The sequence below is a fragment of the Streptomyces sclerotialus genome (assembly GCF_040907265.1).
Classification (GTDB): Bacteria; Actinomycetota; Actinomycetes; order Streptomycetales; family Streptomycetaceae; genus Streptomyces; species Streptomyces sclerotialus.
This window is the reverse complement of record NZ_JBFOHP010000002.1, coordinates 7,335,939-7,353,834: the sequence shown is the minus strand read 5'-3', so window position 1 is coordinate 7,353,834 and position 17,896 is coordinate 7,335,939. Positions and strand designations below refer to the sequence as shown.

Below are 17,896 nucleotides of genomic sequence, written 5' to 3'. Positions count from 1 at the left end.
GACGAAGGCGAAGTACTGCTCGTACTGAGCACGGCGTCGGTTGGCCCCCACGGCGTAGACAAATGCCTATCTGAGGCGATGAGCACGTCCGCAACAGAGCCAGATCGAACCTATACAGGTAGGAACGGGCTAGGCCTGCCATGCCAGGAGACGCGCAGCGCATCACGGGCTCGGGTAGTGGCGACAAAGAGCTGATTGCGGCTCTTCTTCAGCTCACGTTCGTAGCGCTTGGGATCGGTCGTCGCGTACTTCTCGGTTAGGGCGGAGCGCGGGAGGATTCCATCGCTGGCCCCAACGATGGCGAGCTTTTGGTACTCGAGGCCCTTGAAGCGGTGCATTGTGCCGATGTGTACTTCACCGCCGCCCTGCGGTCCGTCTTTGGTAAGGGTCGCCGTGGTGATTCCGTGCTTGATTTCCAGGTCGGCGGCTACGCGGCTGGCCATTTCGCCATCGGCGACGCACACGGCCATGGTGCCGCTGGGGTCGCGTGCTGTGCCGTCCTCGGCCGGTTCGGTGATTTCCGCGCGCCACTGCTTGAGAGCCTCGGCGAGCTGGGTAATCTCGTCGGTCCAGTCGGCGCAGGCGACGTACTCGGGGGCCGGGCCGTGCAGCAGAGAGTGGTAGCCCTCCAGGCTGTCGGTGCCGTCGTCGAGGTCGTCGTAGGTGGCTCCGCGGACGACCTTGGCTGCCTGGTCGAGGATCTCCTGGGTGGTGCGGTAGCTGAGCGTCAGTTTCGAGGAGCGGCCGCGGATGTTGATGCCGACGGTGGAGAGGGTGACCTGCCGGTCGTAGATCCGCTGGTGCGTGTCGCTGGCGATGAACAGGTCGTCCGGGCCGGGCGCGACCATGGCGCGCAGCATCTTCCAGTGGGCGGGGCTGAGATCCTGGGCCTCGTCGACGATGATGTGCCGGTAACGGTGACGCAGGTAGCGCATCCCGGAGCTGTTGTCGTCGAGGTGGGACAGGTCGCCACCGCCGATGTCCTCCTTGCGTTCGGCCCGGAGTTGGATTTTGCGGGCGCGTTCCATCTCGTAGCGGGCCGCGCGTTCGGCGGACTGGGCCCAGGTCTCGCGGCCCAGTCCGTTCAGGCGCAGTGTGAACTGGTCGAGCAGTTTCCAGACGGCAGCGCGTTCGGGGCGGTTGAGGGCACGGCCCATGCCGGCGCGACGGGCCTTGAAGTAATCCTGGCGGGTGGCGAGGGACTGGCCGAGGATGATCTGTTCCCATTCGTCGAAGAGGAACTCGCCGTCCCAGCGATGCTCGTCGTGTTCGAATAGGACTTCGCGCAACACGCCCAGGGCCCTGTCGTCGGTGATCAGGCTGCGTTGGGAACCGGGCGCGGTGTTCTCGTTGAGGACGCTCTGGGCGAGTTGGTCGATGTGCTTGATGTCGATACGGTCCAGCAGCGCTGAATCCATGAGGGAAGTGAGCCGGGCGCGCAGGTCGGCGGTGAGGTTCTTGGTGTATGTGGTCAGCAGGATCGGCTTGCCATGGCCGGGCGGCAGAGCAGCGGCGAGGCGGGCGACGCGGTGCAGGGCGACGATGGTTTTGCCGGTTCCGGGTCCGCCGCTGACGCGGGCGGGGCCGCTGTAATTACGTTCGACGATCTTGTGCTGGGTGGGGTGGAGATAGACCTTCCAGGCGCGGAAGTCGCCCTCGGCAAGGACGTTGCGGATGTCGTCGTCGACCGTGGTGACCGCGGTGCGGGTGAGGGCCGCCGCCATGTCGTTCTCGAAGCCTGGCTCGAGCTCGGCGGAAGCGGGCTGGGTGATCTCGCGTTCGACCTCGTCGACGGACATGCCGGAGCCGAGCCCGGTGAGGACCTCGGCGGTCAGGCGCGGGGCGCCGGCGATGAGCTGGTCGAGTTCCTCGTCGGTCGTGACGGTGAGGGCGAGGTCGATAAGGGCGTCGGCGACACCCAGCCGGCGCAGGTCCTCGGGGGTGCAGCTGACGAGGAGCGGTTCGACAGGGGCGGCCGGTTCCTGCGACACAACCGGCGCGCGCGTGGGCTCCGTCGGTGCGGCTTGCCCGTCCGGGGCCGGAGTGAGCTGGAGTCCCGCGCGCTGGAGGACACTCTGGCCGACGACGCCGAGGTCGACGAACTCGATCTCACCGGTGATCCGGTTGATGGCGACGCTGAGCTCTTCGTAAACGTCCTTGCGATGGCGGACGGCGACGATCAGCCATTGCTGCACTCCGTCGGCGCCGACACCGGCCCGGGCGAGAAGCGCCCGGTACGAGCGGTCGATCTTGGCGCGGAAAATACGGCCGTCGCCCTTCAGGGGCTTGAGATCGATGCTGGGGTGATCGGGGTCGAGGCGGAACTGGTGACAGAAGTCGTAGAACTTCGTCTTGACCGACGAGTCCATCTTGTAGAGCTCGTTTTCGGCCTTCTGGTAGAGACTGAGGCGTGCGGTCATTGTGCGGCACTCTGTTCTTCGGAGTCGGGGCGGACGGTGGCCTCGGGGAGGGTTGCGAGGAGAACATCGAGATCGGCGAGCCAGTCGTCGGCCGAGCGGATAGTAAATCCGGCGTCGCGGTAGGCGCGCCAAGTCTTGTCGCTCTCGTCGTCCTCCTGGTCGTGCGGCTCGGCCATGACAGCGATCCGCAGGTCGCCGTCGTCCCAGGCGAAGTCGGCGAGCCAACCGCGTTGGCCGAGCTCGTAGCCGTATGCGGGGGCTTTCTTTCCGCCGTCAGCCAGTGCATGGGCGAGGCGGGTGAGCGGGGCGTCGGGTTCGTCCTCGTCGAGGTATTCGAGGATCTCCCGGTCCCACAGCAGATCCCGCAAGGCCGCTTCGAGAGGCGTGTCGTTGGACGCCTCCGAGGGCTTGGACTGCGGTGCGGATGTCCCGGTGCCGTACCGCACGACGAGAGATTCGAGTTCCCCGAGGCCGCCGAAGGCCTTGAGGGTCGCGGTGTCGAAGCGGCCGGCGGTCGTGGTGGTCAACTGGACGCCGTCGCCTCCGTCGTGGGCAAGGAACTGCAGGACGTTGGACCACTGGAGCCATGAGCGCCAGCGCGCCTTGTGTTCGGGTGTGCCGAGCTGGTCGGGTTCGCTGTCGTCGAGGCAGGCCAGGGCAGACCAGTGGCCGGTGGTCCCGTCGACCAGGAAGGCTATAGGGAGACCGGACTGGTCGCAGGTTTGGAACAGGTTGAGCGTGCCCGTGCCCTGTTCGGGTGCCGGGTCGATTCCGTCGGTGTGTCCCCAGGCACCGAGGAGGTGGTCGAGCATCCGGCGGGACTGGTCGGGAGTGCCGCTGCCGACGAGGATCTCTTTCTCGGTCCCGAAAAGCCCTCCGACCACGGCCGCTGCCCGCTTGCCCCAGGCCCCGTCGTCGGGGCTGCGCAGGTAGGCGAGGAGCATGCTCATCGGGTCGGTGAAGGCGGTGACGGCGAGGTCCTCGCCACCACGCTCGGCGTAGAGCTGCTTGGCCAGATCCTGAGCACTGCGTGGATACGGCGGCCACACCGGCTCGGCCGGCTCCCGCTCCGCGGAAGACTCCGCCGTGTTCGTCAGCCGCTCGAAGGCGTCGAGATCGCCCCAGGTCAGCTGGAAGACGGCGCGCCCTTCGGCCCGGAGCCGGTTGCGCTTGTCGGCATCGCCGGCGAGCCGGTTGTGACGGCGGGTGGCGTGGTAATGGTGTCCGTCCAGGTAGACGGTGATCTTTCGTTTGGGGCCGTCGGCGCGTTCGAAGGTGAAGTCGGTACGGGTGTACCCCTCGTTACGCTGAGCGGTCAGGCGCCAGCCGTGCACAGTGCCGGCCTCGTCCAGACGCAGATAGGCGCTGTTGTCTCCGCTCTCCTCCAGAACGGCGTCGGCGCGCTGTCCGGCCCACCCGCGCAGGGCCCTGAGGAAGCGTGCCTCAAGGTCGGACTCCACCTGCCCGTCGAGACCGATCTGGTCGGTGTTGCCGACCGGCTTGGTAGCCCAGGCGTCGGTGTCAGTGCCGAGGAGCTCATCGAGGATCTCCAGGGCGGCCTGGCGGGAGACGCGCTCGATGTGCTGTTCGTCGGCGTAGCGGTACAGACAGCGGTGGCAGGCCGATCCGCCCTCCCCGTTGCAGGGGCACTCCACGAGGAGCCGGCGCGCGCCTTCGAGCACCTGCCGGAAGTTCGCGGGGTCGGTGAGCCGGTCAAGGTAGCCGGTGCCGTGCGGGAGACGGTCGTACAGCACCAGAAAGTGCCGTTTCTCCACTATGTCGCGGTCCGGCATGGTGGCGAGGGTGCTGTCGAGGTGCTGCGGGTCGCCACCGAAGGCATCGTTCACGCCGAGGCGCAGGGCCGCCTGGAAAGAGTGGACCTTCTCCTCGACGAGGACAGTCGCGGCAGGCAACAGGATGCGCAGGGCCTCGGTCTCCAGCTCGTGAGCGAGCAGGACGGGTTCCTGGGGTACGCCCTTCTTGCCACGCCGCAGCGGGCACCACGGGGTGTGGTGCTTGAGTTCGCGCTGACGGTTGGCGGAGTTGTCCACGGCGTCGCGGTCGTCGTCGAAGACCGGCCGCCCGTCGGCGCTCGTCGCCCCGCAGGCGGTGCACACATGGAACGGCGCGATCCGCACGGGCCGCCCGGCGAGCTGGTCATTCTCCTGGGCGCCGATGCTGAGCGGCCCGGCGTTGACGCGGCGGATGAAGGCCCGGCGGGTGTAGTCGACGCCGAAGATTTCCTTGGTGTGTCGCCAGGACTTGCCCTGGACGAAGTCCTTGGGGGCGATGTCGACCATGTCGACGACCGAGTAGAAGCGACGGTCGCGGTCGTCGCTCTCGTCGCCGATCCTGGCGTCCTCACGTTTGTCGCGGGCCGTCACGACGCTGGGCTGGACGATCTGCCGGAGACAGCCGGAGTCGGCGATACCCGTCTCGCCGCAGCGCGGGCAGGGTGACATGTCATTCTCGGCGTCCTCGGTGCGGACGTAGCCGCACGAGGGGCAGAAGCGCCAGTGGCGCCAGTCCCGGTCCCGACCGGTGACGATGTCGATGCCGGTGATCCGGTGCTTGTAGCCCTCGGCGTAGAAGGTGTTGCCGGGGGCGAGTTCGGACAGGGCGAAGCCGCGCGGACGCCCGTAGGAGAACGACTTCGACTTGTAGCGCACCCGGCCTTCTGGTGTAGTGCCCTCGGGCCAGAAGACGGTGGCATCGAGGGTGGTCGTGGCGTCGATGAGAGCGTAGTTGGGCAGCAGACCGAGGTCGCACAGCACGGTCTGGGCGGGCTGACGCTGTCGCGCGGCGCCCTGCTTTGAGAGGGCGCCCAGTTCGGCCTCCAACTCCGCCTTTGTGCGCGCCTGTTCGTCGTCACCTTCTTTGAGCTCGTCGATCGCCGCGCGGATCGTACGGATACGGGTGCGCAGCTTCTGGTTCTCGCGCTCCCACTCCCGCTCGGCCTTCTCGATCGCGCTGCGGATGCCCCGTACCGCGTACTTCTTCAGCTCCTCCTTGGCAGTCTCACTCACACCGGTCGGGAACAGCGCGAGGAAGCCCTCGACGAGTTCCTCGCCATTGGCGAGGGCGGCCTCGGTGAAGTCGGCAAGGTAGCCGGAGGGACCGAACAGTTCGTCGACCCGGCGCGACAGCGCGGCCAGCGGCTTGCCGTCCTCGCGCAACAGTCGGCCGCGCGCCGCAAAGTCAAGGAGGTGGGCGGTGTACTGGCGACGCAGGATCTCGATGGCCGACAGGTACGAGCCGGGCGGCACGATCCGCCCGTCGATCATGTCCCGCGGCCGGTCCAGGAAGTAGAGGTCACGGCGGGAACGGTCGGGGATCGTCAGCAGGAAGGCGTTACCCGTACGGCGCCCGGCCCGGCCCGCCTGCTGGGCGTAGTTGGCCGGCCGACGCGGCAGGGCTCCGAGGACGACGGCGGACAGATCGCCGATGTCGATGCCCATCTCCAGCGTGGGCGTGCAGGACAGCACATTGGGGTCGTTGAAGCCCTGGCCGTCGCGAAAGGCCTCCTCGACACGTTCCCGCTTGCCGCGGGAGAGCAGACCGGTGTGCTCGGCGGTGATGACCTGGTAGGTGCCGGCCCGCCGGTACAGGCTGCGATAGTAGTCGTCGCGGTAGTCACGGTCCCTGTCGTGCCGGTCGACGGTCTCCAGCCACCGGTCACCCGCGACCAGCCGACCGTTCGCGCAGCGGTACGCCTGACAGGGCTGCCCGTGATACTGCGCCAGCAGCGAGGGATGGACGGTCTGCTCCCAGAAGCACCTCGGGCAGCGCACATACGACACATTGACCTGGGCATCGGGCAACAACTGCAAGCGAATGGCGCCCGGTTGCAGGCCGTAGAGCCGGACGGCCGTGTTCCGTGGGGTCCGTGCCGCGAGCAGCCCGGCGTCGATGAGCCGGGGCAGCAGCCGCACCCAGAACTCGTCGGCCTGCTCGCGGGTCATGTCGAAGCAGCGCTGCGCCCAGGTCTGGTACCAGGACAGTCGCCCGGCGGCGAAGTCGAACTCACTGCTCTGCTTGGGCCGCGCAAGCAGGAAACTCGGCGCGGAGACACCCTTGGGGAAGGCCTTCATACCGCGCGGACGGCCGCCCCAGATGAAGTACCGGCTGGTGCCCGCCTCGTCGAGGAACTTCTCCAGCCACCGGTGTCCGATCGCCCCCCGAGTACGCAGCCGTTCCAACAGGCCGCGCAGGAACGCCAGATAACGGGGGTCGTCGTGCTCGGTGAAGGCCGACCCGCGCTGCGTGGACTCCCCGTGGGCGGCCCGTACGAGCGCCACGGCCGCCCGCTCGTCGGGGAGATCCACCCAGGCGGCCGCGGTGCGGGTCAGTTCGAGGGTACGGCCATTGCGGGACCGGTGGCCGAACTCCATCACGGCCTCGAACGCGAACCGTTCACCGATCAGGTCCCACGTCTTCTTGTCCCCGCCGCGTCCCCTGCCCGACAACAGACGCGCCACACCCGTGTCGTCGTGCAGGTCCGGCGGGACGACAGCGGCGAGCGTCTCACGATCGGTGGTGGCCGCGACGACATCGGCGACGAGGTCGTTGAGGGCACTGGGCCGCTGCTCGCTGAGACGCTTGGTGAACAGCGCCCGCAGGGAGAAGGTGTACGAACGTGAGGCGACGAAACCGGCCCGGTGCGCGGCATCCTGCACCGAGTCGTTGAACATCAGCGTCTTCGTCTCGCGCTGCTCCTTGTCCATCTCCCCGCCGGTGAACAGCTGGGTGACGGACGCGGCCGCGAGCGCGGCAGCACCCGTACCGAGGAAGCGGATTGCGTTGTGCGTGCCGCACGCCGGGCACCAGTCGTCCTTGGCGGCGCGTTCCGCGGTGTCGCCGAGCTGGACAAGGACGAAGGCCGAGTCGGGGCCGGTGGGCTGCGGGTTGCCCTCGTCGTCGTAATCGTGCTGAGGGTCGGGCAGACGCAGGCGGCGAGAGAGCCCGTCAAGCACCATCAGCACGCCCGCACCGCCGGTGGTCAGCGTCCTCTGCGCCGCCCGGTCCATGGCGGTACGACCGTTGCCCTCACGCGCCTCGCTGTCGGTGGCCGCCACCAGCGTACGCACCTTGGCCTTTTCGGCGGTGACCGTGGCCCGGCGGATCTTGTGCGCCTCGAAGTTGAGCTCCTCCAGATCCGACTCCGGAGCGAGGACCGACCACCCGGAGCGCCCGCACTCGCGGCAGTACACCGCGGGCAGGAAGGTCTTGGTGTCGCGCGAGGTGGTCGTGTCGGGCGTCGTGCGCAGCTGTCTTTGCGTGCCGGCGGTATCCCAGGCGAACTCGGCCTTCGGCCACGGCAGTACACCACGCAGCATGCGCGTGACCGACCGCGCCCACTGATGCACCTCGACCTGAACGAGGGGACGGCTGAGCGCGGCCGGCGCCTCCGGGGCCCGCGCCACGGACAGTAGAGCGACGAAGCGGGCGAGCGCCAGGGCGGCGATCTGCGGCCGCGTTGTGATCGCCTCGTCCCAGCTCTTCGCGCCACTGCGGCGCATCACGTCGAGCACCTCGTCGTAGGTACGCACCGTGCCGTCGAAGGCGTTCAGAACCGCGTACGTGAGCCGGTTGCGCTTGAGCGCGGCACCGAGGGCAACCGGCTCGGTGGTGCGGCTTCCGGTGACGGCCTCGGCGAGGTCGGCGAGCGCTTCGGGGCCGGATGCGGGGTCCGGCAAGGTGGTCAGAGTCTCAGGGGGCGTGGCCTGGCCGGGAAGGAACTTCGGATCCGGGATCGACTCGTCGAGCATGAACTCGTCGACCGTCAGCCGCTCCTCGCCAACGATCGCGTCCTCGGTGAACTGGGCGCCGAAGACGTTGGTGGCCACCGGGAGGAGTTGGCGCACCCCGTCTTCATCGGTGCCTGAAGCGAGGGTCGCGGAGGTGGCGACGGGAGTGATCGTCCCGAGCGGCCTGCCGGACTGGTTGGCACCAACAGCGATAGCAAGGCGGCGCAGCAGCATGGCCACGTCGGTGCCCTGCGCGCCGTCGTACGTATGGAACTCGTCGACCACCACGTATCGGATGTCACTGCCGTCCCACAGCGGCGCGTCGGCGGCACGCTGCAGGAGCAGGTCGAGCATCTTGTAGTTGGTGATCAGGATGTCCGGCGGGGACAGCTGCATGTCCTGGCGGCGGGTGTAGACCCGGTCGTAGTGCGTCGCCGCCTTGTCCCCGATGTACAGGCCCGCGCGTACGCCCCTTAACTCGTCGTAGTCGGTGAGCAGTTGGTTGATGCGGGCCGCCTGGTCCGTGGCAAGGGCGTTCATCGGGTAGAGGAAGACGGCCTTGACCCCGTTGTTCCCGGCGGCGCGCTCGCGGGCACAGTGGTCGAGTACGGGGTAGAGAAACGACTCGGTCTTGCCGGAGCCCGTGCCCGTGGTGACGAGGGTGGGCTGAGGGTTGTGGCCGTCCTTCGAGGTGAGCCGGGCGAAGGCGCGGGCCTGGTGGGCGTACGGTGTCCAGCCGTCGGTACGTACCCAGTCCAGGTGCTGTTGCCAGCCATCCTCAGCCGGAGTGAAGGGCGTACGCAGGCGGAGGTACGGGCCGCGGAACATACCTGTCTTCTCGTTCCCGAGAAAAGCGTGCAGGGCCTTGCGGGCGCCCTCGTCCGCGAGGCCGTACGTCGTGGACAGGTACTGGAGGAGGCTCTCCTTGAGTCCCTGTGCTTCAAGGGTCGGTCTCACTTGCCCGGGACCTCCATCTTCTGCGGGTCCCAGAGACCCTTAGCTACGGCTTCGTCGAGGCGCTTCTTGAAGTAGGCGTGGGCTTCGCGCATTTCGCGCTCGCGGTTCGCCTTGTAGAAGGGGGCGGTGTAGCCGTCGGGGACGGGGGCGCTTTCGGGGTCCTTTTGGTAGGCCTCGAACTGGGTCCAGTGGTCCTTGGTCTGGTCGAAGCCGTACGTGTACCGGCCTCCGGCGATCTTCCGCTCGTTGGCGTCGAACCAGGTCACTGGGTCGAAGTCCTGTGTGATTGGGTAACGGGCCCGGTACATGACGATGAGTGTGTCCGCGTCGATCCCGAGCCAGACGGCGACAAGTGCGTCGATCTCGACCAGGGCGGCGCGGCGAGCGTACTCGGTGCGGAGGGGGGTGTCGCGCTGCCATGTGGGCGTGACGTCGTGCAGTTCGGTCTTGAGGTTGGGCCATTTGAGCGCCCAGGGCTCGTAGCCGGACCACTTGGGGTCGTAGAGCTCTTCCCAGAGGTCGGCGTAAGCAGTGGTCAGAAGGTTGAGACGGAGGGTGCGGAGGAGGAGGGGAGGGGCGAGAGGGTGTTCGCTCTGCGGTGCCGGAAGTCGCCTGGCCTGAGCAACGTCGAGGTGTCCGACTCCTGCGGTCCGAAGCAGGTAGTCGATAGGCAGCGCGGCTAGGTAGCCCGCAGCAAGCGCAGTGAGCCTCCTTGTCGACAGTCGCGCAGAACGCACCGCGTGGACATGCGTTGTCCCAGGCGGGATTAGCGCTCCATAGAGCGCGCGCTCAGTGTCAGGCGCGACTCTCTCGCGCCACGCAACCCGAAAGTCTTCGCTGTAGGGGTAACTTGCCTTGGCAAGCAGGAACTTCTCGACCTGCTCGTCCTCGACCTCCTCTGGCCCGACTTGACACTTCTCCGCGATCCGAAGCCGAGCCTGCGCACGCTCCTCCTGCGACTCGAGCAGTTTCTCGTAACTCTCCCAGTCCGGCCACCTGTCCTGCTCACCCAGGAACACATCGCGCGGAGCCACGCACCGGTACTCCGACTCCGGCACCGCGTCGTCCGCGAGCGCTCTCGGGTTAAGGCCGCGTACCTCGCCACCGCCCTGACTGGGCTGCTTGAACATCGGGTTGGCAACGCCGATCTGCGGGCCCTTGAGGATGACGTCGCTCCACGCCATCGCGTGGTAGTCCTCCTGGCCGTCGACGCCAGTGTTGTAGTCGATAAGCCGCAGATTCTTGTTCGGGCCGAACTGCACCTTCTTTGATGTGGTCTCGTTATATCCCTGCGTGACGTCAGGTTGAAGGGTGCCGAGACGCAAGGGGTAGGTCCCTAGCGCATCGATCGCCGGGTCCTCCGCCGTGCTCACTGGCGTGATCAGACGCGTGTGCTCCAGGGGCCCTTCATCACCTGCGAGGCGGCGCCACCGCTTCAGCGTGTCCGGAGTCACGCGGACGACACGCTTCGGATGAGGTCGTTCGTCCCAGTCCCCGTTGTACTTGACACCGGGATCGTCACCGATGTTTTCGGCGGTGGCGGATGCCCGGAGCGCGTCTACAGTGAAGAGCCACGACAGTGAGTCGAAGGAAATTTCCCCTTCGTCCCCGTAGATGTGCACGCCGAAGTGGCTGGACCGACCCACAGGCGGCGGGAAGAAGCGATTGCCTGCATTGACGAAGTCACCGTGCACACGCAGCCGTCGGTATGCCGCAGCCCGTAACACGGCCTCGTTGTCCCCCGCGAAGTGGGTGTCAGGGTGCACCATCCCGACTGTCCCGCCATGTGCCGCGTGGTCCCATACCTCACACATGAATGCCCGGTATAGATCCGGACGGCTTCCCGAAATCAGCGGGTAAACGGGTGACGCCGACAGGTAGCTCGCCATCGTCACCGTATTCGTCACCTCACCGAGTACGTACTTCCGCACCTCCTCGCGCGCCAGCTCGGCCTCCCGCCGCCGGTTTTTCTGCTCCGCCTTCGGCTTCTCCGTGAGCATGAACCACGGCTCGTACTCCGCGAGGACCGGATTCTCCTTCCATTCCGGTCGCACCCACGGCGGGTTACCCACCTGTAGATCAAAGCCTCCCGCCTCACCAGCAAACACACCGGCGAAGTCCAACTCCCAGTGCAGGAAGCCCTTTTCCGCGGAGATGTCACGGACGACACGCATCCACGGATATCGCGTCTCGACCGCCTTCCGGGCATCATCCATGCCCATCTCAGCCTGAATCAGGTCTTCGAGAGCTTTCAGCTCCTTGAGGGAGTCGACAGTCGTGGCAAGGGTGTTCTCCGGGATCGGTCCCGTGCCCACCATGGACTCCAGGAAGGCGATCCAGTCGTCCAGGCTTGCGAGCGGGATGACCTCCCGGCGACGCGCCGAGCCGCCGGCCTTCTTGGGAGCGGAGGAGCTACGCGCCTTCTTGACCTCCTTCTTCTCCACGAGCCCGTCGTCATCCACGCTTTGGCCCAAGGACATCTGGTCCCCGTCCATGGCGAACAGGAGCCCGTTCTCGACGAATCGAGGCGCGGGTGTCGGCTCAGGAACAGGCGGCTGATCGACCTTGACGGCCTGCCCGGCCACCGACGACAGCAACGCATCCAGGTCGGCACCCGCCCGCGCCGTCACCACCGGTGCCGTGCCGTACTCCGCATCCGACCCGTCCAGCAGCCCCACCTTGTCCAGCGGCCAGAACCACAGCGCACACCACGCGTCCATGACCTGCTTGAGCCGCCAGTATGGAGAGCCCTCCGCCTCGAAGAGGTCCTTGAAGACCTGCTCCTTGGTCAGCGGCAAGCTCTGCTCGGCGTTCCGCTTGTCGCAGCGGAGGAAGGCGTACTCCTCCGCATCCTCCTCACGATCGGCACCCCACACATCAATGGTGCGGGCGATCTCTCGCTCGCTTAATTCCATGCGCTTGGCGACCAGCTGCCACAGGAACTCGACCCGACGAGCCGCAGCCTGCAACCGGGCGAGCTGACTGTTCTTGCCGCCCGTCGTCTTGGGCTTGGTCTGGACGCTCTTCTTCCACGCCTTCAGCTTCTCCACCTGCGGCCCGGCGAGCTGCTCGACCAGCTTCTTCGCATCGCCGCTCGTCCCCGCGACCGAACCCCACCCGGGCGTGGACAGAAGAAATTGATGCACAGCCCCGTCCGGCAGCGGCTGCTCCGCCCCGTCCTCCGGCGCTCGGAACGGTAGCTTGGTCGGTGTCTGCGCGCCGATGGTCCGCTCCTTCTTGATGCGGTCGGCCTCGTACACCCAACGCCGCGCGCCGATAAGTGAGTTGCCGCGCCGCAGGTGCAGTCCGAACCACGGCGCACGCATGCCCGGGTGCATGGTGTTCAGCCACAGCGAAACCTCGGCAAGCTCCACACCCGTCGCGTTCAGGTCGATCCCGTACGCGTTATGGAGGGCGATGTACGCCTTCACCTTCTGCTTGGCGTCGAGCGTCTCCGACGCGTCCAGGCTGACGCGCAGTTCCTCCTGGCGTCGCTTCAGGTACTCCTCGGCGACCTGGTTGATCGCCTCGTTGAGGAACGCACCAGAGCCCAGGGCCGGTTCGCAGATCGTGTAGCGCAACAGCTTGCTCGCCCGCGTCCGGACGGTGTTGCCGTCCGCGTCCTTCTCCTGGTCGAGGCGGTGCTTGAGCGCCAGCTCGACGGTGACCTTCGTGAGGGATTCAGGGGTGTAGTACGACGCGGAGGTTTCCCGGTCACGGCCGGCCAAGCGGTAGACGAACGTGCCCGGGGCGTACTTCTTCGGGCCGCGCAAGCCGTACTGCTCGGCGTCCTGGGCGGAGTACACGACATGCGTGTTCTCGCGGTAGTCCTTCAGCCGGTCCGCGGGGATGAGCCAGGAGCCCTTCTCGGGGTCGCCGTACTGCTTGTCGCCCTTCTTCGCGCCGGGCTTGGCGACCTCGGCCAGCTCCTCCTCGGCGATAATGCCGGTGTAGGACATCAAACCCTCGTAGACGGCTCCGAGCTGGTTGATGCCGAGGTTGCGGTAGGAGATGAAGCCGCCCTGTCTCCCCTTCTGGCCAGCCTCCTTCATGGTGAGCAGACGCAGCACCTGGTGCAGGGCCTCGTTGCGTAGGCGCAGGTCCAGCCACCGCGGCTCCTCGTTCCCGTCCTCGTCCCAGCGGGGGTCGAGGACGCGGGTGCCGATGAGGGTGATGGCCTTCGGGTCGAACAGCTCGCTGCGCAGCGGCTCGAAACGCAGGCCGCGTCGCTCGCTGCGCTCGGCGGCGGGCTTGTGGTCGTCCGGTTCGGTGCCGTGCGGGCGGTGGCCGTAGTTGATCTTGTTGAAGAGGACGTCGAGGGAGGCGTAGAGGTGGAAGCCCTTGCAGCTCTCCTCGTCGACCAGCTTTCGCTCTCGCGCCACCAGCTCGCGCAGTCGGGCGATCGAGTAGCCGGCCTCGTACGTGGAGTCGTCAGCGGGCAGGATGCCCAGTTCTGGGCGGGCCTCCGCGTACAGGAGGAAGAGGATGCGGTAGAGGTAGCGCAGCGATTCGCGGGTGAGCTGCTTGGCGAACGGGCCCTGCTTGGGGTCCTCGATCTCCCGCGGCTCGACGTCCGCCTCACGCAGACGGACCAGAACCTCGTTCGCGATGATTTCGACGGAGCGCTGGAGCCCCTTACGCAAGTCGGAGTTGACTCCGACGGCGTTGTCGCGGGACGCCTTGAGCAGGTCGTCGATGCGTCGGCCCTTGCCGTCCGGGCGGGGCGCGAGCATGTCATGGGAGAACATGGCGGCGAGCAGAGCGAGTTCGCCTGCCTTCGCCGTGTCGTTGCGGGCGAGCGCCGTGTCGAGGCTGGCAGCGAGATAGCGGCCCTCGGCCCAGGCACCCCGGTCGGCCAGGACGAGCACACCGCCGCAGAGCAGCAGGACGAAGCGGGGTGCGTCACCGCCGGGCTCGTGCAGCTCGCTCTGGAACAGCCAGCCCGTCAGCTTCTCGCCGACTTCGAGGAGGCCGTCGGCGGCCTTGAGGGGGTGGAGGAGCCGTCCTGCCTTCTCGGGGTCGAGGGCGTGGTCGAGACCGTCAGTCCAACCGCAGTCCAGGGCGATGATGCCGTCTCCGTGCCAGGCGGTTTGGAGCTCGTAGTCCTTGCCCGCGTTGTGCACGGTGATCGGCTCGGGCCGGTCGCCGCCGTAACCGAGGGCTTTGAGGACGGCGGTGTGCCAGGTGGTGAGGTGCTCGGCCCACTTGCCCGTCGGGTCGTCGTAGGTGCTGCTGAGTCCCTCCTGCTTGGCGCGGGAGGCCAGGAAGGGGCGCACGGTGGCCTGGTACTCACCGCGGAGCTGAGGGAGGAGTTCGCGGGGGGTGGGCCGTGGGTCGTGCGGGTCGGTCTCGCGGTTGGTCCAGAGGGTGAACAGGCCCTCTTCTCCCGCCTTGCTCTTCTTGAGGGTGTTCTCCAGCTCTTCGCTGAAGTAGTGGGCGGAGAGGTATTCGCCGCGGTTGGCAAAGGAGTCGTAGGTGTAGCTCATCGTGCGGACTCCTCGGCCTGCGTGGCGGACACGGTAGTGGTGTGGAGGGGTTCGAGAACGGCGAGGACTCGCAGCATCGGGTCACCATCGGTACGCAGACGGCGTACGAGTTCGCGGCGGCGTGCTGCGGTGTCGTACACCTGCCGGCGGCGGCGCTCCTGGTTGCCTACGGCAATCAGGGCGCCCTGCTCCCAAACGTGCACCCGGTCCTCGTACGGGGCCAGGTAGGAGTCGACCTGCTTGTCGTAGTCGGCGCGGCGCTCGCGCAGATGGGTCTCGGCCACGTCGACGGCTGCGGGGACCAGGGCCTGGAGGAGGCCGGGGTCGACGGGCCGACCGCGGCCGGGCATGTCGGGGCCGACGCCGCAGGCGGCGAGGAATGCCGAGTCCATGCGCCATACACGAGGAGTGGCTTCGGCGAGGCCGGTTACGGCCATCCACTCCACGACCGTCGGCTTGCCCGCCACGTTGGAGTACACGCCCTGGAGGAGGTAGACCGGGCCGGTGAGGACCGCGGGCAGGGAGGCGTCGATCCGTTTGGCCCTGTTGGCGTCAGGCCGGTAGGCGAGGACGAACGCCTCGTCGTAGCGGAGCTTGGCCAGGACCTTGTCCGTCACCCAGTCGAGCACGGGGTGGATGTCGGAGACGTAGGAGACGTTCGGCCACTGGGAGGTGGGTTGGTCGGTCTTGCCCTGCTTGGCGTTGCGGGCAGCTTCCAGACGGTCGGCGGCGTACTTCTTGTCGAAGGTGATACGCAGCGTGCCCTCGTACTTGGGGGTGGTGAGGATCTTCTCCTGCTCCAAGTACGACTTCGGCAGTTCCCGGAAGCGGTACTGCAGGTCGTCGGGCGGAGTGAACTCGATGCGGCCACCCGCCGTCTCGGGCTTCCAGTCGAGGGCCTCGCGATCGGCCGGTGGGTAGATGAGATCCACCGCGGCCTGGAAGTACGCTTTGGTGTCGGCGAACACATGGGGAACGTCGGCCTCGGGCACCGGAGCCGTGCCGACGGTGGCCGGAGCGGCCGTCGGGTCGGCGAGCCGGGCATTGGCGCCGGCGAGGAGTCCGGCGAGGACACCGCCGGACTCTTGTTGGGACTGCTTGATAGAGCGTTCGACGGTGCCGCCCTTAATGAGGTCGCGGGTGAGGCGGTCCTCTTCCTTCTTGTCGTTGTAAAGCCCGGTGACGGCCTCGGCGCTGCCCTCGCCGGTCTCGATCTCGTGCGCCTGGGCCTCGCGCCGCAGCAGACGGGTGCCGACGAGCCGGTCATCGAGCGTGAGCATCTCGCCGGTCTCCTCGTCGCGCCGCCAGGGCACGTCGGCGGTGAGGATGAGCGCGCGGAACTCGGGACTCACCGCCTGCCCGTAGCGGTCGATGCGTCCGTTGCGCTGCTCGATGCGGATGAGGGACCAGGGCAGGTCGAAGTGGATGAGGTCGTGGCACTGGTGGTGCAGGTTGACGCCTTCGGAGGCGATGTCACCGGTGAACAGCAGCCGCACCGGCTCCTCACGCCGACCGAAGCGGTCGACGATCTCCTGCTGCTGCTGGTCGTTGGTGGTGTCACCGTGCATGACCTCGACGGCGCCGTCGTACGCCTTCCAGGGGCGAGTCGGGTCTGGCTTGGCCTGATTCCTCTTCTTGAAGCCGAGGCGGGCCGGGACCTCCTGGGCCAGCCAGTCCAGGGTGTCGACGCGCTCGGAGAAGATCACGACGCGGCGCTCGGAGAGCGGTCCGACGCCGAGGTCGTCCTTGAGTGTGCGGACGAGCGCGGCGAGTTTGGCGGAGTCCTGGTCGGTGAAGTCCGCGACCAGTGCCTCCAGCTCCGCGAGGGCCTTGCTCTCGGCGGCGAGAGCGGCGCGGCGGGCGGGGTCGTCCGCCGCGGTCCTGACCTTGCCGCCCTTCGCCGTACCCCGCTTCGGGTTGTCCAAATACTCACGGCGACTGGCGAGGGATTTCCGCAGGGCGACGTGGGAGGAGAGGAACGCCTTCAGGAAGTTGTAGCCGACCAGCGGATCGGCGCAGACCGATGAACGGTTCAGGTCCCCCGGGGTCCACTCGCTCGCGAGCTTCTCCAGGACGGCGATCTCCTTCGGCGTCGCCGGAGCCGGCACGGGCAGGGAGGGACCGCGTTCGGCCCAGGGCTTGCCCTTGAGGCTGTCACGTACCTCGCGGTCGGTCTTTGTCCGCCTGATGTAGAGGTGGTCGAGGTCGGCGACCTTGTAGTTCTTGGGGTCGGCGATCGCCGCCGGGTCGAGCATCCGGATCAGCTCAGCGAAGGATTCGGCATCCCCGTTGTGCGGGGTGGCGGAGGCCAGCACCAGCGCATCCGTGCGCTCGGCGAGGCGGCGGGCGAGCCGGTTGTTGCGGGTGCCCTTGTTCACGAGGTTGTGCGACTCGTCGATGACCACCGCGTCCCAGGTGATGTTCTCAAGGTGGTGGGCGTACGTCGCTGACTTGAGGGTGTCGACGGAGACGATGACCCGCTTGAAGTGGGCGAACGGGTTCCGGCCTGCCGGGATCTCCTGCTGGATGCGTTGGATGCCGGTGGCGTCCAGGCGCACCAGTGGCAGGGAGAAGCGCGTCCACAGCTCACGCTGGAACTGCTCCAGCACATGGGCGGGCGTGACCACGAGGATGCGCTCGCCGCGCCCTCGACGGATCAGCTCCGCGAGCGTGATGCCGATCTCCAGCGTCTTGCCCAGACCGACCACGTCGGCGATCAGCAACCGGGGCTGCGGATTGCGCATGCACAGCGCCAGCTCGGCTGGACGCAGCTGATGCTCCTGCCGGTCCATGAGGAAGGAGTCGGCGAGCGCGATGCCGTGCTCCGTCTGCGGCAACGCGGTCTTGCGGATGACCGCTTCGAGGTAGAGGCGGGCTTTGGCGTGCTTGGAGGTTCTATCGGGCACAAGCCGGGTCTTACGTGGGTCGAGCACCTCGATCTGGTCGAGCCCGGAGTAGAAGACCGCGTCCGTGCCACGGACTAACGAAGACACACCACTGGCCTCGACCATGAGCCCGTCGCAGGTTTCCGCGACCGACTTCACGAGCCACTGCTCATCGCGCACACGTATCTGGGCGCCGGGAGCGAAAGCCGGCCTCACGCCGGCCGGGTACCCCGACCGCGCCGGGTCGGCGGCGCCCGCTGCAGGTATCTCGGGCTGCTTCGCCGAGGTCACGTGATGCTCCTTGGATGGACTGTGTACTCGTGGTGGACAGTCTGCTCGTGCAGAGGGGGAAGTCTGCGGCGGCCATGGCCGCCAAGGCGGATACTGGAGAGATAAGGCGA

Annotated in this window: 4 protein-coding genes; all 4 read right to left on the bottom strand. The window is 67.4% G+C overall.

What is annotated here, in order from left to right; all coding sequences use genetic code 11:
* Window positions 1-110: 110 nt before the first annotated feature.
* From AAC944_RS32295 to AAC944_RS32280, 4 genes are read right to left on the bottom strand one after another with little or no spacing between them, the layout of a single operon-like run.
* On the bottom strand, window positions 111-2,420 hold the full coding sequence (locus AAC944_RS32295) for a UvrD-helicase domain-containing protein (RefSeq protein WP_030609354.1): 2,310 nt from the start codon (window positions 2,418-2,420) through the stop codon (window positions 111-113).
* Window positions 2,417-9,124 carry a DEAD/DEAH box helicase gene (locus AAC944_RS32290; protein WP_030609357.1) on the bottom strand — a complete coding sequence of 2,236 codons (6,708 nt, stop codon included), beginning with the start codon at window positions 9,122-9,124 and terminating at the stop codon, window positions 2,417-2,419. Before AAC944_RS32290 ends, AAC944_RS32295 begins: the two co-directional genes overlap by 4 nt.
* Window positions 9,121-14,610 carry a hypothetical protein gene (locus AAC944_RS32285; protein ID WP_030609361.1) on the bottom strand — a complete coding sequence of 1,830 codons (5,490 nt, stop codon included), beginning with the start codon at window positions 14,608-14,610 and terminating at the stop codon, window positions 9,121-9,123. The genes AAC944_RS32290 and AAC944_RS32285 overlap by 4 nt, the downstream gene beginning before the upstream one ends.
* Window positions 14,607-17,786 carry a DEAD/DEAH box helicase gene (locus AAC944_RS32280; RefSeq protein WP_030609365.1) on the bottom strand — a complete coding sequence of 1,060 codons (3,180 nt, stop codon included), beginning with the start codon at window positions 17,784-17,786 and terminating at the stop codon, window positions 14,607-14,609. The genes AAC944_RS32285 and AAC944_RS32280 overlap by 4 nt, the downstream gene beginning before the upstream one ends.
* Between the last annotated feature and the right edge of the window lie 110 nt (window positions 17,787-17,896).